The organism is Enterobacter cloacae complex sp. HYC003_NIDB, from assembly GCF_056673375.1.
In genome coordinates this window covers 959,516-982,139 of the sequence record NZ_CP114220.1, presented here as the reverse complement: position 1 = coordinate 982,139, position 22,624 = coordinate 959,516, and the positions used below count along the sequence as shown (strand labels likewise).

Below are 22,624 nucleotides of genomic sequence, written 5' to 3'. Positions count from 1 at the left end.
ACCATTTTTATTCACCTTTTCTGTGGATATAGTTGTGAAGAAGTGCGGAATTACCGATGAACAACCTTGTAGCCCGACGAGCCGCCAATTTACCCCGCTTATAACAAATCATTTAAATTCATATGATTATATTGAAATTAAGGGTATCCAGGGCGATAAACGTGACGATCATCACATCAAAGATCCTCCTGCTGATGAAAGATCGAACAGCGTCGGTTTTATCCACAGTTTGTGCCAATAAGTTAGGCACAATTTGTGTGAAAATTCGATTTTCATCGCACGTCAAGGCTGTAAATTGAAACAGTAGTGGCAGTTATTCCCAGTTATCCCATTTTTCTGTGGATAACATGGTGTAAGATCCTGTTTATTGTCAGTGACCAGAATTGCACAACCTGTTTTTTAGCCGCCGCGGGACGGATTGTATTCTTAAAAAGATGATATAAATCATCCACATGGAATAGGTGCACAGAAAAAGGTAAACTCTGTCCACAAGGGATAAAATATCAGCTCATTTTTTAATCAAAAGGTCGTTAGCATGCAATCTCTCGCCCCACTGCTCTCTCCTCCCGTCAGTGAAGCCCAGTTGCTCCAGCAGGCACAACGCCTGGCAGGCTATTCACTGGGCGAGCTGGCCGTGATGGCGGGGTTGACGATACCTAACGATCTAAAGCGTGATAAGGGCTGGATCGGCGTGTTGCTGGAACGCTGGCTGGGCGCAAGCGCGGGCAGTAAACCCGAGCAAGATTTTGCGGCGCTGGGGGTGGAACTGAAGACGATCCCCATCGATAGCCAGGGGCGGCCGCTGGAAACCACCTTTGTCTGCGTTGCGCCGCTCACGGGTAACAGCGGAGTGACATGGGAAACCAGCCACGTCAGGCATAAGCTGAAGCGGGTGTTGTGGGTACCCGTTGAGGGCGACAGGCAGATCCCGCTGGCTGAGCGTCGCGTTGGCGCCCCGCTGCTCTGGAGCCCGAATGAAGAAGAGGAGAGACAGCTTTCCCAGGACTGGGAAGAGCTGATGGACATGATTGTGCTGGGACAGGTTGAGCGTATCACCGCCCGGCATGGCGAAGTGCTGCAACTTCGTCCCAAAGCCGCCAACAGCAAAGCGCTCACTGAAGCGGTAGGCGCACAGGGCGAACCGATCCTGACGCTGCCGCGCGGTTTCTATCTTAAAAAGAATTTCACCGGGGCGCTGCTGGCACGCCACTTCCTGTTGAAAACATAGTTTTTTACCAATTTTGCGCTCCGGCTAACATAATCTCCTCCTTTTTAAGATTTCCCCCCTTTCACCTGTCGTAATATCAGGTTATTACTACACTATGATTTGATACGAGCCAGGTGAGGATGAGAACGATGAAAAAATGGGCAGTAATTATCTCAGCAGTCGGTTTAGCGTTTGCGGTATCGGGTTGCAGCAGCGACTATGTCATGTCAACGAAAGATGGTCGTATGATCCTGACCGATGGCAAACCCGAAGTCGACGACGATACCGGTCTGGTGAGTTACCGCGATCGCGAAGGCAATCAAATGCAGATTAATCGCGACGAAGTCTCCCAGATCATCGAGCGTTAAACAGATAAAGGTCAGTAGCTTGCTGGCCTTTTTGATTTTTTCCTTCCCCTTTTGCCTTCCCTCTGCCATGTTTATATTCCTTTGTCGGGAGGTTCCTGACGCAGTCTGTATGTCAAAAAAAGGAAACCGGCTATGCATTATCACCGTATCCCCCACAGCGCTCTGGAGATCAGCCAACTGGGGTTGGGCACCATGACATTTGGTGAACAAAACAGCGAAGCCGATGCCCATGCACAACTCGATTACGCCGTCAGCCAGGGCATTAACCTGATTGACGTGGCGGAGATGTACCCCGTTCCTCCCCGCCCGGAAACACAAGGTCTTACTGAAACGTATGTCGGCAACTGGCTGGCGAAACGCGGCAATCGCGAAAAGCTGGTCATCGCCTCCAAAGTCAGCGGCCCTTCCCGTAATAACGATGCCGGGATCCGCCCTAACCAGATCCTTGATCGCAAGAATATCCGTGCCGCGCTGGATGCCAGCCTCAAGCGCCTGCAAACCGACTATCTCGATCTTTATCAGGTGCACTGGCCGCAGCGTCCGACGAACTGCTTCGGTAAGCTTGGCTACACCTGGAACGAAAGTGCTCCGGCAGTTACCCTGCTGGAAACGCTGGAAGCGCTCACGGAGTGCCAGCGGGCGGGTAAGATCCGCTACATTGGCGTTTCCAACGAGACGGCGTTTGGCGTGATGCGCTATCTGCATCTGGCCGATAAACACGACCTGCCGCGCATCGTGACCATTCAGAACCCGTACAGCCTGCTGAACCGCAGTTATGAAGTGGGTCTGGCGGAGGTGACGCAGTACGAAGAGGTGGAACTGCTCGCCTACTCTTGCCTGGGCTTCGGTACCCTGACGGGCAAATACCTGAACGGCGCGAAACCGGCTGGTGCGCGTAACACGCTTTTCAGCCGCTTCACCCGCTATAGCGGCGAGCAGACGCAAAAAGCCGTTGCGGCCTACGTGGATATCGCGAAACGCCACGGACTCGATCCGGCGCAGATGGCGCTGGCCTTCGTGCGTCGTCAGCCGTTTGTGGCGAGTACCCTGCTCGGCGCAACGACGATGGATCAGTTGAAAACCAATATTGAGAGTTTCCATCTGAACCTGAGTGAAGAGGTATTAGCGGAGATTGAAGCGGTGCATCAGGTTTATACCTACCCGGCACCGTAAGTGGACGCCTTGCCGGGTGGCGGCTTCGCCTGACCCGGCCTACGTTTCGTGATGTTGGTGGATTTTGTAGGCCCGGTAAGGCAACGCCGCCACCGGGCAGTGAGATCAACGACGACGCTGCCAGACCCACAGACCGCTAATCGCCAGCGCGAACAGCGCGCCGAATCCTACCCCGATTGCCACGACCGGCGCACCTGCTTTTACCGCCAGCGAGTAAATCCCCAGCATCAGTAACATCGCCATGTTTTCACCAAGGTTTTGCACCGCAATGGCGTTACCCGCCCCAACGGTCTGCTTGCCGCGCTCCTGCAACAGCGCGTTTAGCGGCACCACAAAGAAACCGCCTAACATGCCGATCAGCAACAGCAGGGCATAGGCAGGCAATAGGGCATGTTGCAGGGAGAAGAACAGAACGCCGACGCCAATCAGGATCCCCGCAGGCATGCAGCGCGCGACGGTTTCCAGCGTCACCAGTTTTGCCGCAGCCCCGGCCCCGACAACAATCCCGACGGCGACCATGGCATTCAGATAAGTCGGCGTGGCGTTGTCAGTAATGCCCAGCGCCACCGGCACCCACAGCACCAGCAGGAAACGCAGCGTAACGCCGGCCCCCCAGAACATGCTGGTGCCCATCAGCGAGAAGCGTGTTTCACCGTTACGCCACAGTACGCGGCAGGCGTTGAAGAAGCTGCCGGTCATTGGCCCGAAGCGCCAGGATTGCCCCGGACGCGCCACGGCCAGTTTGGGGATAAACAGGTTGGCGATCACCGCGCCACCGTACATCAGGGCGCAGATGCCAAGCGCGGCGAGCACATGCCAGTCTGCCAGTACGCCACCCGCCACCGAACCCAGCAGAATAGCCGCAATGGTGGAGGACTCCATCAGGCCGTTGGCCTTCACCAGCTTATCACCGGTGGTGAGCTCACCCAGAATACCGTACTTCGCCGGGGAGTAGGCTGCCGCACCAATGCCCACCAGCGTGTAGCCGACAAACGGGTTGATACCAAAGCAGATACTTGCCGCGCCCAGAAGCTTAAGGCTGTTGGCAAACATCATGACCCGACCTTTCGGGAAGCTGTCCGCCACCTGGCCGACAAACGGCGCAAATACGATGTAAGCACCCACAAACACCATCTGTAGGATCGGCTGGCTCCAGTCGGGGTAAAACTCAGCTTTCAGCAATGCCAGCGTGGCAAACAGCAACGCGTTATCGCCGAACGCGGAAAGAAACTGGGCGGCGATAACCGCCATCATGCCTTTCGACCAGATTGAAGTGTTAGTGTGCACTGACTCACGCATTTTGCTGTTCTGCCTCTTCAACCATGCCCTTCAGGGTCACGAAATCGGGTTTACCGCTGCCCAGCACCGGTAACTGTTTGAGGTAACGAATATCGCGGGGGACCGCTAGCTCGGGGATACCGTGTTCGCGTGCATACCTGAGCAGCGCATCACGCTTCAGTTCACCGTCTGTCGTGAAGAGCACCAGCGCCTCGCCTTTACTGGCATCACTTTTCACCACGGTCGCATGCATTTTCTCCGCCGAGACTGCGGTCGCCAGCGTTTCGACCATTTCAAGAGAGACCATTTCCCCGGCGATTTTGGCGAAGCGTTTTGCACGTCCCTGGATCTGCACGAAGCCCTGATCGTCGAAGCGCACGATATCGCCCGTGTCGTACCAGCCCGTTTCAACCTCGCCATTGACGTTCTCGGCCGTCGGCGCCTCAAGCACGCCCGGGTTTTCCACACGCAGATAGCCGTTCATGACGTTCGGCCCTTTCAGCTGAAGACGTCCGCCGTCTTCAATACCCGGCACCGCCAGCAGACGTGCGTCCAGCCCCGGCAGAATGCGGCCAACCGTTCCCGGTTTTGCCGCCATCGGAACGTTGATGGAGACCACCGGCGCGCACTCCGTCACGCCATAGCCTTCCAGAATGCGCAGGCCAAACTTGTCCTGCCAGATCTGGCGCGTGCTGTCCTGGAGTTTTTCCGCGCCCGCCACCACGTAGCGTACGCGGAAGAAATCATACGGGTTGGCGAAGCGCGCGTAGTTACCGAGGAAGGTGGACGTCCCGAACAGCACCGTGCAGTTACGGTCATAAACCAGTTCCGGCACAATGCGGTAGTGCAGCGGGCTTGGGTAGAGGAACACCTCGGCACCGGTCAGCAGCGGCGTAAAGAGACCCACGGTCAGACCAAATGAGTGGAACAGCGGCAGCGCCGACATAAAGCGATCGTTGGCGGTAAAGTCAGCAATAGTTTTAATCTGTTCGACGTTCGCCAGAATGCTTTTGTGGCTGTGAACCACACCTTTCGGGTTACCTTCAGAGCCAGAGGTAAAGAGGATAATGGCATCATCTTCCGGCTGCTGCTTAACCTGCGCCAGACGCGGCATCAGCAGGTGCGCGAAAATCCACAGCTTGTCGGCGGTCGTGACGTCTGCTTTCAGATCTTCCAGGAACACCCAGCGCACCTGCGTCAGCTGTTCCGGCAGGTGCCACAGCTTGCCTTTATCCAGGAACTGGCGGGAGGTAAAGATGGTGTTGATTTGTGCTGCGGTAATCGCGCTGGAGAGCCCTTTCACGCCCGCCGTGTAGTTCATCATCGCCGGAATGCGGCCCCGGGAGACGGCACCAAAGATTACCGCCGCGCTGATACCCGCGTTTGGCAGCATCAGGCCGATCTTTTCGCCCTGTTTGCTGTACTTTTCCAGAATACGCCCGACAAACAGCGTTTTGGTCAACAGCTTACGGTAGGTATCCGGCGTAAAACTGATGTCTTCGATGCAGTTTTTCTTCGCACCGTAGCGATACTGCGCCGACAGCAACGATTCATACAGCGTTTCGCGCGGGCGAACGGCCATGCGCGCTTCCATCATAATCTGGTGCAGCATTTCCCCGGCGATTTTACGGCGGTCGCGCGCGCGCGGCGCCTCGGGCATCGGCAGTGACGTCGGCGGTAATATATGCAGGGTAATTTTCGGGAACAGACGCTGCTTCACCAGCCCTTTCAGACGGCTGAAAAAGGTCAGCTCAGCCCCGTCGATGCGTAGCGGCACGACGGTGGCCTGAGACTTCGCCGCGACAAAACCGGCCCCGTCGTAAATTTTCATCAGGGAGCCCGTCACTGAAATACGCCCTTCCGGGAAGATAACCACCGGGCGCCCCTGCCCAACCAGACGCACCAGATGTTTAATCATCATCGGTTTGGTTGGATCGAGCGGGACAAAATCAATCAGCGGTTTGAGCCAGCGCATGTACCATTTTTCACTGATGGAGCTGTAAACCGCGAAGACGGGGCGCACGGGCAAAAACAGCGCCAGCAATACGCCATCAAGAAAAGAGACGTGATTCGGTGTGATAAGCACACGCTCGCCATAGAGTGCCTGCGTATCGCCAGTCACGCGGATGCGAAACAGGACACGAAACAGTGTGCGGAAGAACCCAAAAAGCATTTCAACTCCCTTTGCCAGCCAGTGTGAAAGGTATAAATGGTGGCAGATTACACGAGAAGTAGTGAGGGAGCGATAGCAAAAACAGAGGCGAAAAAAAACCTGCGCATCCGCGCAGGTTGGTGCAAGAGAAGAGTACGAAAACGTACCAGGAATTCTCACCAATCAATACCTCTGGGATCTTGATTGTGGCCTCCGGCGACAGGCTTCGCCAGCGGGAAAACGCAAGGGAATGAGCCGAAGTGCAACCAGGTGTGAATATTCTCTTTTGCTGTTACAGGTTGAACTTACAGGCAAAAAAAAACCTGCGTAAAACGCAGGTTGGTGTAAATCGTGTTAATCAACCGAAGTTGATTCCACCTATCAATACCTCTGGGATCTCGACTCTAGCAATTCACTACGCATCGTTGCTAACGGACAATCGCAACAGCCTGAGGCAAAGTGTAACTAAAGGTTCAGATTGACATTATTCAGACATGACTGGCCGTGTAACGATTACACCGTGAGGGATGTTCTGCTTCACGTTTGCAGAGGACGCCCACCCGCTCCCCTTGAATGCGCGCTGCTTTTCCGCAACACTAGTTAGTGTGTAAACGCTTACCCCTATAAGAAGGTATTGAATGGCGACAATTAAGGATGTGGCTCGTCTGGCCGGTGTTTCCGTCGCGACCGTCTCCCGCGTGATCAACAACTCCCCTAAAGCGAGTGATGCATCGCGCCAGGCCGTGCAGGACGCCATGGAAAACCTGAATTATCACCCTAACGCCAACGCGCGCGCCCTTGCCCAGCAGTCGACAGAAACCATCGGGCTGGTGGTCGGAGATGTATCCGATCCGTTTTTCGGTGCGATGGTCAAAGCCGTAGAACAAGTCTCTTATCACACCGGAAATTTCCTGCTGATTGGTAATGGCTACCACAATGAACAGAAAGAGCGCCAGGCCATTGAGCAGCTGATCCGTCATCGCTGTGCGGCGCTGGTGGTCCATGCAAAAATGATCCCCGACGCCGAGCTGATCCATCTGATGAAACAGATGCCGGGGATGGTGATTATCAACCGTATTATTCCCGGTTTTGAAACCCGCTGCGTGGCGCTCGACGACCGTTACGGCGCATGGCTCGCAACCCGTCATCTGATCCAGCAGGGCCATACCCGAATTGGTTATCTGTGCTCCAACCACCCAATTTCCGATGCGGAAGATCGCCTTCAGGGCTATTACGACGCGCTGCGCGAAGCCGGTCTGCCGTGCAACGATCGTCTTGTGGCGTACGGAGAACCGGATGAGAGTGGCGGCGAGCAGGCGATGACGGAGCTGCTGGGCCGCGGGCGGAATTTCACCGCCGTGGCCAGCTATAACGACTCCATGGCCGCCGGCGCAATGGGCGTGCTGAATGATAACGGGATTGACGTCCCGGCAGAAATTTCGCTGATTGGCTTTGATGATGTGCTGGTGTCGCGCTACGTGCGCCCTCGCCTGACCACCGTGCGCTACCCGATTGTGACCATGGCAACGCAGGCGGCAGAACTGGCGTTAGCGCTGGCCGAGCATCGCCCGCCACCGGAAATTACCCACCTGTTCAGCCCAACCTTAGTGCGCCGTCACTCGGTGGTATCGCCCGCGGAAGCCGTGAGCGAACAGCGATAGAGATGGACGGTTTTATCCGGGTATTCCAGCGCATCGCCAATGTAGTGCCAGCCGTAACGTTCGTAGAAGTCGCGGCAGGCAGACCAGAGATGAAGCTCGTGATATCCGGCGCGTCGCGCGTAGCCGATAACATGCCGCTGAAGTTTTCCCGCCAGCCCGTTTCCCCGGGCGGCTTCATCGACATACAGCGCAGCCAGCCAGGGGTGGAGATCCTGTCGGGAAATTAAATCGCAACGCCACAACCCAACGGTGCCCAGCAGCTGGTCATCCTCAACGGCAATAAAGGTGAGCGGTAACTTGCCCGGCGTCAGGCTGTGCTCAACAATGCTCTGGAAAAAGGCACGCGGCATACCTTCACCAAACGCGTTCCAGATCCAGTCGATCACCCGCTGTGTAAACTGCGGCGCAGCGTGAAGCGAGAGTATATTCACACCAGCTTCCCCTGGAAAAGGGGGACCGATTCAAAGAGATAGCCGTCAAAATCGGGCGCGTCTTCGTCTGACAGCTCAAGCAGGCTCTTTTTGACGTTTTCAAGATGCTGGAACATCGCCTGCCACGCCCCCATCACGTCGCGGCGGCGGAGCGCAGCGAGAATGGTTTGCCTGTCGCCGAGCCATTTCAGCCGCCATGCGCGGCTGGCGATGTGGCCATTAAACTGCTGCCACAGCGGGCTGCTGTCCATGTGATGCCAGACGCTTTCAACGGTCGCCAGCAGCATCTGGTTTTGTGTGGCTCCCGCCAGCACCAGGTGGAACATTTTGTTGTTGTCCTGGCTGCGATCGTCGGCGGCAATAGCCCGTTGCTCCTGCTCGATGATGCGGCGCAGGTTGTCGATATCCGCCCGCGTCGCCATTTTTGCGGCAAAGGCGGCAATGTTGCTTTCAAGCAGCTGACGCGCCTGGAGAATTTCAAACGGACCCACGTCACAGTTCAGAAAACGCTCTTCCTCATTTTCATGCTCCTCCGGAATGCGCATCACGTACACGCCAGACCCCTGGCGAATATCCACCGTCCCCTGTAGCTCAAGCATCAGCAGCGCCTCGCGCACGATAGTGCGGCTCACGCCATACGTCTCGGCAATGTTGCGCTCCGGCGGCAGACGCGATCCCACGGGATAATGCCCCTGGATAATCTGCGCCCGTAAATCCTCGCCAATCTCCTGGTACTGTTTTTTTTCCGGCAGGATGACAGCCTTATCCACGTTTTCACCTGTGTTTATCAGTTAATGCGCGGGCCGGACGTCCTCCCGGCCAGTTTGTGCGCTATTTTACCAGAAGGCTTACTTCCATTCATCGTCAACCCTGAGCGTCAGCACACGCTCATCGCGCAGCTGGCGAAACCAGGATGCCGATTTCTTTGCCCGCCGTGCGCGATGGTTTTCAAGGTCGATCTCAATAAGCCCGTAGCGGTTTTTAAACGCGTTCATCGGGGAGACGTTGTCGGTGAAGGCCCACAGCATATAGCCGTGGCAGTTAGCCCCCGCCTCCCGCGCCAGCAGCGTGTAATAAAGATGTTCGCTGAGAAACGCAATGCGGTACGCGTCATCGATAATGCCGTCGCGATTGCGAAACTGCGCTTCGTTCTCCACGCCCATCCCGCTTTCCGCCACAAACCAGTCAATGTTGCGATACTCGTTTTTAATCCGCATCGCCATGTCGTAAATAATGCGCGGGAAGATCTCCCAGCCGCGGGAGGTGTTCATCCTCCGCCCCGGCAGCTCGAACGGCTCGTAGTAGTACGCCGGGTGGAACGGCGTCTCCGGGTGCCAGGCGCGGGACGGGGCTTTGACGCGATGCGGGTAATAGAGGTTAATGCCCAGCTCGTCGACGGTGTTGTCGGCAATCAGCGCCAGCTCGTCAGCCGTGTAATCCCACTGCACCTGATGCTGCGCCAGCAGGGTAAAAAGCGCCTGCGGATAGCGCCCGTGCACCAGCGGGTCAAGAAAGACGCGGTTATAGAACAGATCGTACATCTCTGCCGCCCGCACGTCATGCGGCGCGCGCGAGCGCGGGTAGGTCACCTCCGGGTTGAGAATACAACCCACCGTGCCGTCATACCCTTTCTCGCGAAACAGCTTCACCACTTTCGCCGTCGCCAGCACCTTATGGTGGTTCCACTGCATCCAGGTGCTGGTGTTCTGCTCATAGGGCCAGCGCAGCGCGTCGAGGTAGACGCGCGTCTGGACCACAATCGGCTCGTTGAAGGTAAACCAGCGGGTGACTTTGCCGTGAAAGCGCTCAAACACCTTTTCCGCATAGCGAACGAACAGCTCGACGACGTGCTTCGACGCCCAGCCGCCGTAGGTCTCCAGCAGCACGCCCGGCAATTCGTAGTGTTCCAGGCAGATCATCGGCTCAATGCCCTGACGGTGCATTTCATCGAACAGCGCGTCGTAATAGGCGGCGTACTCTTCATCTACGGTGGCGTTTTCATAGTCGGTCAAAAAGCGCGACCAGTTGATCGAGGTGCGATAGTGCGTCAGTCCCGCCTGCTTCATCAGCGCCACGTCTTCGCGAAAGCGATTGATAAAGTCGGTTGCCACCGCCGGGCCGTAGCCGTTGTGCCAGACGTGACGATCGTTCTTGTACCAGAGATCGATCCACGAATCCTGCCCCGGCTTTTTGCCGCTCCAGCCCTCGGTCTGCCAGGCCGATGCCGCCGCGCCCAGCATAAAATCTGGCGGTATGGTTATCTGTTTTATGCTCATCCTGCCCTCATGCGTTATCGGTGGCTTGTTGCAGTGCGGCCTGATCTGCGCGGCGTGAGGCAATTTTCACAAACGGCAGATAGATAATCACCGCGGTCACGATGCAGATAAACTGGGTGATCACCGCCCCCATGGAGCCCGCGGTTGACAGCCAGGCGTTGATCAGCGGCGGCGTGGTCCAGGGCACCATCACCACGGCTTTCCCGGCAAATCCGGTCACGGTGGCAAAGTAGCCAATCGAGCCCGTCACCAGCGGCGTGATGATGAACGGGATAGCCAGGATCGGGTTGAGCATGACTGGCATCCCGAAGATCACCGGCTCGTTGATGTTAAAAATACCCGGGCCGATGGAGAGCTTAGCGATCTCCTTCATCTCTTTACGTTTGGTGGCAATCATGACGGCTATCAGCAGGCCGATGGTCAGGCCGGAGCCGCCGATGCTCATATAGACGTCCCAGAACGGCATGGTGATGATGTTTGGCACCTCTTTGCCCTGCTCGAACGCGCTCATGTTAACGGTGATTGCCCCCAGCAGCAGCGGCTCGCGGATCGGCTTGATCATCTGGTTGCCGTGAATACCAATCACCCAGAACAGCTGGGCGACAAACATCAGCAGCAGGATCCCCGGCAGGCTTTGCACCACGCGCTCCAGCGGCTGTTGCACCACCTGGTAAACCGCGTCGTAGAGATACATTCCGGTAACCTGATGAAACACGAAGCCAAAGGTGGCGATGGCGGTGGTGGTGATAATGGCCGGGATCAGCGCAGAGAACGACGCGGCGACGTTCGGCGGCACCGTGTCTGGCATCCTGATTTTCAGCCCCTTGCGGTTTTCCAGCCAGCAGTAAATCTCCACTGACAGGATGGCGATAAACATGCCGAGGAACAGGCTGCGGGTATCCGAGAACTGGCGCAGCAGCACGTCTTTCACCACGTGCATCTCGCCGTCCACCAGCATTTCCACCGTGGTCGGCGTCACGCAGATAAAGCAGATCACCGCCAGCAGGCCGGGGAACAGGGACTTAATGCCGTTAATACGCCCCAGCTCAATGCCGATTAAAAACACCGCGCCGATGTTGAGAAAGTTGAGCGTGGCATAGTTCAGCGCACTGGTGATCGGCTTTAACGCCGCCAGAAACGACAGCGACTGAAAGCTCGCCAGGCCGTTTTTCGGATCCAGCACCATATTGGAGATCAGTACCGAGAACGCCCCCACAATGATGACCGGCATTAAGGTAATAAACGCAGACTTGATCGCCTGGATGTAGCGATAGCTGTTGAAGGTGGTGGCAAAACTGCCCAGAGCGTCGATCAGTTTTTCCTGAAATGCCATAGGGTAATACCTCAGTAAAAGGGCTTTTATTGAATAAGATGGACAGCCGGATACTATTGGTATGCCAAAAATAGCGTCCACAGGCGCTTTGTTCTGTGATTAAGCTCTCAATGAGGTAAGAGGTATTCCAGATTGCGATTTATCACCATTTTGGCATGCCAATGACAGGCATTTATCCCGCGGGCGAGGATCGTTACCGAAAAGCGTGATCGTTATGGGGTTTTGCCCTTCCCACGTCGCTTATGCGCCGGATGGTCTGTGTTAAACTGCAAACCATTACGTGGAAACAGGAATTTCGAATGGCAACAATGCTGGATGTCTCACTGCGTGCGGGCGTGTCGAAGGCCACCGTTTCGCGCGTGCTGAACGGCACAGGTCAGGTTAAAGAGAGCACGCGTCAGCAGGTATTTCGCGCGATGGAGGAGCTGGGCTATCGTCCGAACTTTCTCGCGCGTTCGCTGGCTAACCAGACCAGCAACAGCATTGGTCTGGTCGTCTCGACGTTCGACGGTTTTTACTTTGGTCGTTTGCTACAGCAGGCGTCACGGCAGACCGAAAAGCACGGAAAACAGCTGATTGTTACCGACGGTCACGACGCCCCTGAGCAGGAAGAACAGGCGGTCCAGATGCTCGCCGATCGCAAGTGCGACGCCATCGTGCTGTATACGCGTTACATGAGCGAAAAGACGATCCTGAAGCTGATCAACAGCGTGCAGACGCCGCTGGTGATCATTAACCGTGAAGTGAGCCAGGCGGCGGATCGCTGCGTGTTCTTTGAACAGCAGGACGCAGCCTTCAAAGCGGTGGATTACCTGATAAGCCAGGGCCACCGGGAGATCGCCTGTATCACCGTCCCGATCCACACGCCAACGGGTAAAGCGCGACTGATGGGCTACCGTAAGGCGCTGGAGAAGCACGGTATTCGTCTCGACGAGCGGCGGATTAAATACGGCGATGCAGGCATGACGCGGGGTTACGAGCTGTGCAAGGAGCTGATTGCGGAAAAGACATCGTTCAGCGCCCTGTTTGCCTGTAACGATGATATGGCCCTGGGCGCCTCCAAAGCATTACACCAGGCCGGGCTGAAGATCCCGCAGGATATTTCGCTGTTTGGTTTTGACGATGCCCCCAGCGCAAAGTGGCTGGAGCCTGCCCTGTCGTCGGTGTATCTGCCGATCGACAACATGATCGTCACGGCGATCGACCAGGCGATCCGGCTGGCAAAAAACCAGCCGGTTGAAGCGATCCCGCCGTTCACCGGCACGCTGGTGTTACGCGATTCGGTGACGACGGGGCCCTGGTTTAATCAGACCAGCTCTAACGCCAGCAGCTCCTGAATGGTCTGGCGACGGCGAATCAGCTGCGCCACGCCGTTATCAAACAATACTTCCGGCAGCAGCGGGCGGCTATTGTAGTTGGAAGACATAGACGCCCCGTACGCGCCAGTATCATGCAGCACCAGATAATCTCCCGGTTTTACCTCTGGCAGCGAACGGGTTTCGACTTTCCCGCCTTCCTGCTGAGTAAAGACGTCACCGGATTCACACAGCGGGCCGGCAACAACGGTCTCGATGCGCGGGGCGTTGACCAGATCGCGGCCATCGGCGGCAAGCGCGGTGATGTGATGATAACTGCCGTACATGGACGGGCGCATCAGATCGTTGAAGCCAGCATCAATCAGCACAAAGTGACGGCTTCCCATCTCCTTCACGCTCCGCACCTGCGCCACCAGCACGCCGGCCTCGGCAACCAGGAAACGACCCGGCTCAATCTCCAGCTTCACCGCATGGCCCAGATGGGCGGCGATGCTGTCACGCGCGGCGCTCCACAGGCCGTAATAGTGATCCGTGTCGATCGCCTCTTCCCCTTCGCGGTAAGGAATCGAAAGCCCTCCCCCGGCGGAGATCGCCTCCAGATCCTGACCAAAATCGATAACCTGACGCACCATGGCGCCACAGACCTGCTCAAGATGGCCGTAATCCACGCCGGACCCGATATGCATGTGAATGCCCACCAGCTTGAGGTTGTAGCGTTGTAAAACCTCCAGCGCCGCAGGCATATCGGCATACCAGATCCCGTGCTTGCTGTTTTCGCCCCCGGTGTTGGTTTTCTGACTGTGACCGTGACCAAAGCCCGGGTTGATGCGCAGCCAGACGCGATGGCCAGGAGAGACCTGCCCAAGCTGTTCCAGCATATCCACCGAACCGGCATTGACCGGGATTTGCAGCTCGTGCACGCGCGCCAGCGTGGCGTCGTCAATCAGGTCAGCGGTGAAGACGATCGCGTCGCTGTCGGCTTTCGGATCAAACCCGGCCGCCAGCGCACGTTCGATTTCACCCAGCGATACGGAGTCAACCTTCACGCCCTGCTCGCGCATCAGGCGCAGAATATGAATATTGGAGCAGGCCTTCTGCGCAAAACGCACCACGTCAAACTGATGCAGCGCGGCGATCTTCTCGCGGACAATCTGCGCATCGTAGACCCACACCGGGCAGCCGAATTCGGCAGGCAAGCGCAGCAGGTTATCGGCGTTTAAATCGGTCTCAGTCTGGTTGAGTGGGCGTGGCATGGTCGTCTCCGGAAATCTGTTTTTTATCATTACGCCATAGCCTGAAGAGAATAAAAAATATCGTTTTATCTTGAGTCTATGCAAAAATGATATGGACTACGCTCAGCCATCAGGTGCCCTATGCCCGCCGTTAACCTACGCCATATCGAGATTTTTCATGCGGTAATGACCACCGGCAATCTCACTGAAGCCGCGCACATGCTGCACACCTCGCAGCCGACGGTCAGCCGCGAGCTGGCGCGTTTTGAGAAAGTGCTGGGGCTGAAGCTGTTTGAACGCACCCGCGGCCGGCTACATCCAACGGTGCAGGGTTTACGCCTGTTTGAGGAGGTTCAGCGCTCCTGGTACGGGCTGGACAGGATCGTGAGCGCGGCAGAGAGCCTGAGGGAGTTCCGCCAGGGCGAGCTGTCCATCGTCTGCCTGCCGGTCTTTTCCCAGTCATTCCTGCCGGTACTGTTACAGCCGTTTCTGGCCCGCTATCCGGAGGTCAGCCTGACCATCGTGCCGCAGGAGTCGCCGCTGCTGGAGGAGTGGCTTTCGGCCCAGCGCCACGATCTGGGTCTGACCGAAACCCTCGTCACGCCAGCGGGAACGGAACGCACGGAGCTGCTGTCGCTGGATGAGGTCTGCGTGCTACCTGCCAGCCACCCGCTTGCCCACAAAGCGGAGCTGACGCCGGCGGATTTTCACGGTGAGAACTATATCAGCCTGTCGCAGACCGACAGCTACCGGCAGCTTCTGGATGGCCTGTTTGCCGAACATCAGGTGAAGCGGCGGGTGGTGATGGAAACGCACAGTGCGGCGTCTATTTGCGCGATGGTGCGCGCGGGCGTGGGTATTTCGGTGGTGAACCCGCTCACGGCCATGGACTACGCCAGCAGCGGCGTGGTTCTGCGCCGTTTTAGCGTTTCCGTTCCCTTTACTGTTAGCCTGATCCGCCCGCTGCACCGGCCCGCCTCAGCGCTGGTTGATGCCTTTAGTGAACACCTGATTGCGCACGCGCGTCAGGTGGCGCTTCGCTTACCTGACCTGCAAAAACCACTATGACAGCATGAACTCCACCGCATCCGCGGCATGGATGGCGGCGGTATCGAAGACCGTTATCGGGCTTTGGTCTGCCGGCACCAGCAGGCCAATTTCGGTACAGCCGAAGATAACCCCTTCCGCCCCCTGCTGCGCCAGTTTCTCAATCACGCTGACGTACCATGCGCGCGACGTTTCGCTGAAGGTGCCCAGACACAGCTCATCAAAAATAATCTGGTTAATGCGCGCCCGGTCAGCCTCTTCAGGGATCAGGCTTTCAATCCCGAACTGGCTGTTCAGCCGCCCGCGGTAAAAATCCTGCTCCATGGTGTAGCGCGTCCCCAGCAGCGCCACGCGCGTCATGCCGGCGGCACGTATGGCACGCCCGGTGGCATCCGCGATATGTAAGAATGGCAGCGAACAGCGGTCTTCAATATGCGATGCCACCTTATGCATGGTATTGGTACACAGCAGAATACCCTGCGCGCCCGCACGCTCCAGCCCGAGCGCGGCGTCCGCCAGCATCTGCCCGGCTTTGTCCCACTCCCCGCTCGACTGGCAGGCTTCTATTTCATGGAAATCCACGCTGTGCAGCAGCAGGCTGGCCGAATGCAGACCGCCCAGACGCTGTTTGACACCTTCATTAATCAGGCGGTAATACGGGATCGTTGATTCCCAGCTCATGCCCCCTAACAGACCGATCGTTTTCATCTTTCCTCCTGTGCGTTTCACCCAGTGAAGCAAACTTGTGATCGCCTTTCCAGTTATTTGGCTAAACGTTTCCTTTTCGCCGCGGGTGAGATAAATTAATTGAAACAATGTTTCATTACATAACAGGGCGAAAATATGTTTATTTTCCATAAAGAGACCACGCTTGAGGATCTGGGCAACGGCGTGACGCGTCGTATTCTGGCGCACGACGGCAGGATGATGGCGGTGGAAGTGAATTTCGAGCAAGGCGCGATTGGCCCGATGCATAACCATCCGCATGAGCAGCTCACCTACGTTCTCTCGGGGGAATTTGAGTTCACCATTGGCGAGGAGAAGCATGTGGTGATGGCGGGCGACACCCTCTATAAAGCGCCGCACGTGATGCACGGCTGCGTTTGCCTGAAACCCGGCACCCTGCTGGATACCTTTACGCCGGTTCGCGAAGATTTCCTGAAATAAAAAAAGGCGCTCAGTTGAGCGCCTTTTTTGATGTTATTCCGTAACCGGCTCAGGAAGTTGTTCCGGCAGCGGGTTGCGGGTGCTCATTGCCTCGCGCAGCAGCACGCTGCCACAGGCGAACAGTCCACCCAGAATACACGCCAGCAGCACGATCAGGGCTTTGCCCGGGCCATCTTTTTTCACCGGCATAGAAGGTGAAAGCTGGTATTTGAACGGCTCCAGGCTCACATCTTCGAAGGAAAGTTTTTGCAGCTGTGCCAGATAGTATTCGCGGTTCTGGAAATCGGCGTTCAGCTCAGAAACGTCCTTCAGATTTTTTTCAATCTGCAATTTCTGCGCAATCCCGTCCGCACCGAGGGCGACGGAATAATCCGGATCGTCTTTCACCGCCTGTCCATTGCTGTAGACCGGCTTTTTGATCCCTGCCGCGTTCGCCACTTCCAGCGAGTAGTTCAGGCGTTGCAGGTTGGTATTATGGATATTTGTCAGACGGACCCGATCCAGCTCCAGCTGCTGCTGAACCGTTTTGGTTCTCAGGATCAGCTGATCGCGAATGTTTTGCATGGTCTCCTGCTCGACGATGCGGGAGATGTACTGAATGTAACCATTCAACACTTTCTGCGCGTCCTCTGCCGTTGGGGCAGTGAAGCTTAACGTCCAGGAGAGGTACGGTGCTTTATCGGCATTTTTTTCCTGCGTGTTATCAACGGCTTTCATCTTTTCGGCAATATTGACCACCGCGCGGTGCAGCTCCAGCGGGTCAACCTGAGCGCCATCGAGCTGAGCCATCACGTAAGGTGAGCTCTTCATGTACTCTTCAAGCAGAGACTGGGACTGAAACTTTTTAACAAACAGATTAAACACATCCGCACGGGTAATTTTCACGTCGACATCAAGCACCTGGAGCGCCACCATCATCTGGCGCAGCGAACTCCACTGCGTCTGTTCCGCGGGCGTAATGACCGCTTTACTGGTCCATTTTTGCGGTATCAGAAAGGCGATTGCCAGGCCGACCAGTGCAAATGCAAAGACAATGGTGATGATGCGTTTTTTTGCTGCCAGCAGGACGTCCAGCAGACCCAGAAGATCTATTTCTTTAGCGCTGACCGCCGGGGGAGCATAGTGAGGAAAGTTGAGATCCGTATGTTTTTTGAAATCCATCGCTGACATAACTGTTCTTCTTTTAAGGATGCAGTGAAATTCTGCCTGACTGGTTCCGGTGTAACAAATCATACAAGAATGTAAGAATTATCTGAATGACGAATTGGTACATCTGTAGACCTGCTATCAGATCTGGTAGTTAGCCACGCTGCGTGACTATTCTTATTCCCGCTCCCTTTTTGCTTCGTTATCTCTTACTCATGGCCGGCGGCAAAGCTTCGTGAAAAGTCAAAAATGCCACCTCCCTCACTATATTGAAACAGCGTTTCGACGCCGATCACATTTCCACCATTAAGCGAATGACGCAGAAATAAATCGCAATAATATAAAATAAAACGATGTTTTAGTATCCAAGAACGCCGGTTCAGCTCTTTTGAAACCAGAAGCGCTTACAGCACAAAGAAAGACAAAAAAGCGTTAAAAAACAAACGTAGATTTCGCCGTTGCCAGACGTTGCACCCTGAATTTCAGCTCTCATGCCGCGCATCGCAGGCCTGGGAAAATGTAACAAAGCAGATTTCGTATTAAACCATTGATTGCCAGGTAGGTATGTATGAATGAAAACAAGCTGCTGGGGCTCGCATGGATATCACCCTACATCATCGGGCTGATACTCTTTACGGCATTCCCCTTCGTCTCATCGTTTTTCCTCAGCTTTACGGATTACGATTTGATGAGTCCGCCGGTGTTTAACGGCATTGAAAACTATCGCTACATGTTTACCGAAGACACGCTCTTCTGGAAATCCATGGGCGTGACCTTTGCCTATGTATTTTTAACCATCCCGTTAAAGCTCGCCTTTGCATTAGGAATTGCCTTTGTCCTGAACTTTAAATTACGCGGCATCGGCTTTTTCCGAACGGCCTACTATATTCCGTCGATCCTCGGCAGCTCCGTCGCCATTGCCGTATTGTGGCGCGCCTTATTTGCCATTGATGGTCTGCTGAACAGCTTTATCGGTGTATTTGGCTTTGATCCGGTGAACTGGCTGGGCGAACCGTCGCTGGCGCTGATGTCCGTTACCCTGCTGCGCGTCTGGCAGTTCGGTTCCGCGATGGTCATCTTCCTGGCCGCGCTGCAAAACGTACCGCAGTCCCAGTATGAAGCGGCAATGATCGATGGCGCATCGAAATGGCAGATGTTCATGAAGGTGACCGTGCCGCTGATTACGCCGGTGATCTTCTTCAACTTCATCATGCAGACCACGCAGGCGTTCCAGGAATTTACCGGGCCGTACGTGATTACCGGCGGCGGGCCAACCTATTCGACCTATCTGTTCTCGCTCTACATCTACGACACCGCGTTTAAGTATTTCGATATGGGCTATGGCGCGGCGCTGGCGTGGGTCCTGTTCCTGGTGGTGGCCGTCTTCGCCGGTATCGCCTTTAAGTCGTCGAAATACTGGGTGTTCTACTCCGCCGATAAAGGAGGCAAAAATGGCTGATATTCAACAACTCTCCACGGCAAGAAGCGTCGCCGAACGCGAAGTGGCCCGCACGCTGCGCAGAGAGAAAATCAACGCCTCCGTTCGCTATGTGATCCTGCTGGTTGTCGGCCTGCTGATGCTTTACCCGCTGGTGTGGATGTTCTCCGCGTCGTTCAAACCGAACCACGAGATCTTCACCACCCTGAGCCTGTGGCCTGCCCACGCCACCTGGGATGGTTTCGTGAACGGCTGGAAAACCGGCACCGAGTACAACTTCGGCCATTACATGCTGAATACCTTTAAGTATGTGATCCCGAAAGTGATCCTGACCATTATCTCCTCCACCATCGTGGCGTACGGCTTTGCCCGCTTCGAGATCCCGTGGAAGAAGTTCTGGTTCGCCACGCTCATCACCACCATGCTGCTGCCCAGCACCGTGCTGCTGATCCCGCAGTACCTCATGTTCCGTGAAATGGGCATGCTCAACAGCTATATGCCGCTGTATCTGCCGATGGCCTTCGCCACTCAGGGGTTCTTCGTCTTCATGCTGATCCAGTTCCTGCGCGGCGTCCCGCGAGACATGGAAGAGGCGGCGCAGATTGACGGCTGTAACTCCATTCAGGTGCTGTGGTACGTGGTGGTGCCGATCCTGAAACCGGCCATTATCTCCGTCGCCCTGTTCCAGTTCATGTGGTCCATGAACGACTTTATCGGGCCGCTGATTTACGTCTACAGCGTGGATAAATACCCCATCGCACTGGCGCTGAAAATGTCCATCGACGTCACCGAAGGCGCGCCGTGGAACGAAATTCTGGCAATGGCGAGCATCTCCATTCTGCCATCCATCATTGTCTTCTTCCTGGCACAGCGCTACTTCGTACAGGGCGTCACCAGCAGCGGAATTAAAGGTTAAGAGGGAAATACCATGGCTGAAGTTATTTTCAACAAGCTGGAAAAGGTCTACTCCAACGGCTTTAAAGCGGTACACGCTATCGATCTTAAAATTGCTGAAGGGGAATTCATGGTGATCGTCGGCCCATCCGGCTGCGCCAAATCCACGACCCTGCGCATGCTGGCGGGGCTGGAAACCATCAGCGGCGGCGAGGTGCGCATCGGCGACAAGATCGTGAACAACCTCGCGCCGAAAGAGCGCGGTATTGCAATGGTGTTCCAGAACTACGCCCTCTATCCGCACATGACGGTGCGCGAGAATCTGGCCTTTGGTCTCAAGCTGAGCAAACTGCCGAAAGATCAGATTGAGTCTCAGGTGAATGAAGCCGCCAAAATTCTTGAGCTGGAAGAGCTGCTCGACCGCCTGCCGCGCCAGCTTTCCGGCGGCCAGGCGCAGCGCGTGGCGGTAGGCCGTGCGATTGTGAAAAAGCCGGATGTGTTCCTGTTCGATGAGCCGCTTTCAAACCTCGACGCCAAACTGCGCGCTTCGATGCGTATCCGTATTTCTGACCTGCACAAGCAGCTGAAGAAATCGGGAAAACCGGCGACCACCGTTTACGTGACCCACGACCAGACCGAAGCGATGACCATGGGCGACCGCATCTGCGTGATGAAGCTCGGCCATATCATGCAGGTGGACACGCCGGACAACCTCTACCACAAGCCGAAGAACATGTTCGTGGCGGGCTTTATCGGCGCGCCGGAGATGAATATACGCAAAAGCGTGCTGGTCGAAAAAGCGGGCCAGCTGCACATCGCCATTGGCGATGAAACCATGCCGCTGAACGCGGAGAAGCAGGAGAAAGTCGCGGCTTACGCGGGTCAGGAGATCTTCTACGGCGTGCGCCCGGAATTTGTGTCGCTCTCTGATGAGCCCTTCCCGAATGGCGGCTGTAGCGGGGAGATGGTGCGCGTGGAGAACATGGGCCACGAATTCTTTGTGTACCTGAAGGTCGCGGACTACGAACTGACCGCCCGAATCCCGTCCGATGAAGCTAAGCCAATGATTGATAAGGGGCTTCATCGTAAGGTGTATTTCACGTTTGAGATGAACAAGTGTCATATTTTTGACGCAAAAACTGAACAGAACCTCTCTCTCTGATGGAGTGATAAAAATGAAAAAAGTGCTTTTAAGCGCAGCAATCTCCGCGACCCTGGGCCTTACCGCTTTGCCATCGATGGCGCAGAATGTGGATTTACGGATGTCCTGGTGGGGCGGCAATGGCCGTCACCAGGTCACTCTGAAAGCGCTGGAAGAGTTCCATAAGCAGAACCCGGACATCAACGTAAAAGCGGAATACACCGGCTGGGACGGTCACCTCTCCCGTCTGACCACCCAGATTGCGGGCGGCACCGAGCCGGACGTGATGCAGACCAACTGGAACTGGCTGCCGATCTTCTCCAAAACCGGTGACGGCTTCTACGATCTGAACAAGATGAAGGACGTGATCGACCTGTCGCAGTTCGATCCCAAAGAGCTGCAAACCACCACCGTGGACGGCAAGCTGAACGGCATTCCGATCTCGGTGACGGCGCGCGTGTTCTACTTCAATGACGAAACCTGGAAAAAAGCGGGTATTGCGTACCCGAAAACCTGGGACGAGCTGATGGCGGCCGGTAAAACCTTCGAGAGCAAGCTCGGCAAGCAATACTATCCGGTGATCCTGGAGCACCAGGATACGCTGGCGCTGCTGAATTCGTACATGATCCAGAAGTACAACATTCCTGCGGTGGATGAGAAAACCAAAAAGTTCAGCTACACAAAGGAACAGTGGGTGGAGTTTTTCCAGACCTACAAAAAGCTGATCGACAGCCACGTCATGCCGGACACCAAATACTATGCCTCGTTCGGTAAGAGCAACATGTATGAGATGAAGCCGTGGATCCAGGGTGAATGGGGCGGCACCTACATGTGGAACTCCACCATCAACAAATATTCCGACAACCTGAAGCCACCGGCGAAACTGGAGCTGGGCAGCTACCCAATGCTGCCGGGCGCCACCGACGCGGGTCTGTTCTTCAAACCGGCGCAGATGCTGTCGATTGGTAAGACGACCAAAAACCCGGAAGCGGCAGCGAAGCTGATTAACTTCCTGCTCAACAGCAAAGAAGGGGTTGATACGCTGGGTCTTGAGCGCGGCGTGCCGTTGAGCAAAGTGGCGGTGCAGTATCTGACCGAAGACGGCACCATTAAAGAGGACGATCCATCCGTGGCGGGCCTGCGCCTGGCGCAGTCGCTGCCGGCGAAACTCACCGTCTCGCCATACTTTGACGACCCACAGATTGTGGCGCAGTTCGGTACCTCTTTGCAGTATATCGACTACGGGCAGAAAACCGTGGAAGAGACGGCCGCTGACTTCCAGCGTCAGGCGGAGCGTATTTTGAGACGTGCGATGCGGTAAACACAAAGCCGGGTGGCGCTTCGCTTACCCGGCCTACAGGCTA

20 protein-coding genes are annotated in these 22,624 nt (G+C 55.8%); 11 read left to right on the top strand and 9 right to left on the bottom strand.

Annotated elements, in window-relative coordinates:
* Positions 1 to 535 precede the first annotated feature (535 nt).
* The 3 genes from mutH (at position 536) to O1722_RS04690 (ending at position 2,748) form a co-directional block, all read left to right on the top strand.
* Complete coding sequence (gene mutH / locus O1722_RS04700) at positions 536 to 1,228, top strand: DNA mismatch repair endonuclease MutH (protein ID WP_033487604.1); 693 nt, start codon at positions 536 to 538, stop codon at positions 1,226 to 1,228.
* A 128-nt stretch (positions 1,229 to 1,356) separates the two neighbouring features.
* On the top strand, positions 1,357 to 1,575 hold the full coding sequence (locus O1722_RS04695) for a YgdI/YgdR family lipoprotein (RefSeq protein WP_003862794.1): 219 nt from the start codon (positions 1,357 to 1,359) through the stop codon (positions 1,573 to 1,575).
* A 132-nt stretch (positions 1,576 to 1,707) separates the two neighbouring features.
* Positions 1,708 to 2,748 carry an NADP(H)-dependent aldo-keto reductase gene (locus O1722_RS04690; protein WP_015571754.1) on the top strand — a complete coding sequence of 347 codons (1,041 nt, stop codon included), beginning with the start codon at positions 1,708 to 1,710 and terminating at the stop codon, positions 2,746 to 2,748.
* A gap of 105 nt (positions 2,749 to 2,853) precedes the next feature.
* Here O1722_RS04690 and lplT read toward each other — a convergent pair whose 3' ends face one another.
* Together lplT and aas are read right to left on the bottom strand one after the other, a co-directional pair.
* A complete protein-coding gene (lplT, locus tag O1722_RS04685; RefSeq protein WP_003862801.1) occupies positions 2,854 to 4,047 on the bottom strand; it encodes a lysophospholipid transporter LplT in 1,194 nt (397 codons plus the stop codon).
* On the bottom strand, positions 4,040 to 6,199 hold the full coding sequence (aas, locus tag O1722_RS04680; protein WP_033487605.1) for a bifunctional acyl-ACP--phospholipid O-acyltransferase/long-chain-fatty-acid--ACP ligase: 2,160 nt from the start codon (positions 6,197 to 6,199) through the stop codon (positions 4,040 to 4,042). The genes lplT and aas overlap by 8 nt, the downstream gene beginning before the upstream one ends.
* 617 nt (positions 6,200 to 6,816) lie before the next feature.
* Between aas and galR the strand changes: the two genes are divergently transcribed.
* Positions 6,817 to 7,839 (top strand): HTH-type transcriptional regulator GalR, encoded by a 1,023-nt coding sequence (galR, locus tag O1722_RS04675; RefSeq protein ID WP_003862806.1) that lies wholly within the window; start codon positions 6,817 to 6,819, stop codon positions 7,837 to 7,839.
* On the opposite strand, the gene O1722_RS04670 is transcribed toward galR, so the two are convergent.
* From O1722_RS04670 to O1722_RS04655, 4 genes are all read right to left on the bottom strand, one after another.
* Positions 7,794 to 8,270 carry a GNAT family N-acetyltransferase gene (locus O1722_RS04670; protein ID WP_058686561.1) on the bottom strand — a complete coding sequence of 159 codons (477 nt, stop codon included), beginning with the start codon at positions 8,268 to 8,270 and terminating at the stop codon, positions 7,794 to 7,796. The two genes, galR and O1722_RS04670, sit on opposite strands and share 46 nt — an antisense overlap.
* Complete coding sequence (locus tag O1722_RS04665) at positions 8,267 to 9,040, bottom strand: GntR family transcriptional regulator (protein ID WP_033487607.1); 774 nt, start codon at positions 9,038 to 9,040, stop codon at positions 8,267 to 8,269. The genes O1722_RS04670 and O1722_RS04665 overlap by 4 nt, the downstream gene beginning before the upstream one ends.
* 78 nt (positions 9,041 to 9,118) lie before the next feature.
* Entirely contained in the window at positions 9,119 to 10,546 is a 1,428-nt protein-coding gene (locus O1722_RS04660; RefSeq protein WP_032654866.1) for a glycoside hydrolase family 1 protein, read from the bottom strand.
* 7 nt (positions 10,547 to 10,553) lie between these two features.
* The gene (locus tag O1722_RS04655) at positions 10,554 to 11,879 is read right to left on the bottom strand and encodes a PTS sugar transporter subunit IIC (RefSeq protein ID WP_015571758.1); all 1,326 of its coding nucleotides are present in this window, start codon (positions 11,877 to 11,879) and stop codon (positions 10,554 to 10,556) included.
* 299 nt (positions 11,880 to 12,178) lie between these two features.
* Here O1722_RS04655 and O1722_RS04650 point away from each other — a divergent pair, with 299 nt between their 5' ends.
* Positions 12,179 to 13,216, top strand: a complete 1,038-nt coding sequence (locus O1722_RS04650) for a LacI family DNA-binding transcriptional regulator (protein ID WP_003862814.1) — start codon at positions 12,179 to 12,181, stop codon at positions 13,214 to 13,216.
* On the opposite strand, the gene lysA is transcribed toward O1722_RS04650, so the two are convergent.
* Positions 13,186 to 14,448 carry a diaminopimelate decarboxylase gene (gene lysA, locus O1722_RS04645; protein ID WP_033487609.1) on the bottom strand — a complete coding sequence of 421 codons (1,263 nt, stop codon included), beginning with the start codon at positions 14,446 to 14,448 and terminating at the stop codon, positions 13,186 to 13,188. The genes O1722_RS04650 and lysA overlap by 31 nt on opposite strands.
* Before the next feature lie 120 nt (positions 14,449 to 14,568).
* Here lysA and O1722_RS04640 point away from each other — a divergent pair, with 120 nt between their 5' ends.
* On the top strand, positions 14,569 to 15,495 hold the full coding sequence (locus O1722_RS04640; protein WP_058686560.1) for a LysR family transcriptional regulator: 927 nt from the start codon (positions 14,569 to 14,571) through the stop codon (positions 15,493 to 15,495).
* Here the strand turns inward: O1722_RS04640 and O1722_RS04635 are convergent.
* Positions 15,490 to 16,182, bottom strand: coding sequence for an aspartate/glutamate racemase (locus O1722_RS04635; RefSeq protein WP_015571762.1), 693 nt, complete (start codon positions 16,180 to 16,182; stop codon positions 15,490 to 15,492). The genes O1722_RS04640 and O1722_RS04635 overlap by 6 nt on opposite strands.
* A gap of 135 nt (positions 16,183 to 16,317) precedes the next feature.
* Here O1722_RS04635 and O1722_RS04630 point away from each other — a divergent pair, with 135 nt between their 5' ends.
* On the top strand, positions 16,318 to 16,641 hold the full coding sequence (locus O1722_RS04630) for a cupin domain-containing protein (protein WP_015571763.1): 324 nt from the start codon (positions 16,318 to 16,320) through the stop codon (positions 16,639 to 16,641).
* 33 nt (positions 16,642 to 16,674) lie between these two features.
* Here O1722_RS04630 and wzz(fepE) read toward each other — a convergent pair whose 3' ends face one another.
* The gene (gene wzz(fepE) / locus O1722_RS04625; protein WP_032669284.1) at positions 16,675 to 17,811 is read right to left on the bottom strand and encodes an LPS O-antigen length regulator Wzz(fepE); all 1,137 of its coding nucleotides are present in this window, start codon (positions 17,809 to 17,811) and stop codon (positions 16,675 to 16,677) included.
* Between the two features lie 544 nt (positions 17,812 to 18,355).
* On the opposite strand from wzz(fepE), the gene O1722_RS04620 reads away from it, so the two are divergent.
* From O1722_RS04620 to O1722_RS04605, 4 genes are read left to right on the top strand one after another with little or no spacing between them, the layout of a single operon-like run.
* Positions 18,356 to 19,246, top strand: coding sequence for a carbohydrate ABC transporter permease (locus tag O1722_RS04620; protein ID WP_006811834.1), 891 nt, complete (start codon positions 18,356 to 18,358; stop codon positions 19,244 to 19,246).
* The gene (locus O1722_RS04615) at positions 19,239 to 20,141 is read left to right on the top strand and encodes a carbohydrate ABC transporter permease (protein ID WP_100151312.1); all 903 of its coding nucleotides are present in this window, start codon (positions 19,239 to 19,241) and stop codon (positions 20,139 to 20,141) included. The genes O1722_RS04620 and O1722_RS04615 overlap by 8 nt, the downstream gene beginning before the upstream one ends.
* A gap of 12 nt (positions 20,142 to 20,153) precedes the next feature.
* Positions 20,154 to 21,281 carry an ABC transporter ATP-binding protein gene (locus tag O1722_RS04610; RefSeq protein ID WP_023295369.1) on the top strand — a complete coding sequence of 376 codons (1,128 nt, stop codon included), beginning with the start codon at positions 20,154 to 20,156 and terminating at the stop codon, positions 21,279 to 21,281.
* A gap of 13 nt (positions 21,282 to 21,294) precedes the next feature.
* On the top strand, positions 21,295 to 22,581 hold the full coding sequence (locus O1722_RS04605; protein WP_017382862.1) for an ABC transporter substrate-binding protein: 1,287 nt from the start codon (positions 21,295 to 21,297) through the stop codon (positions 22,579 to 22,581).
* Positions 22,582 to 22,624: the final 43 nt, after the last annotated feature.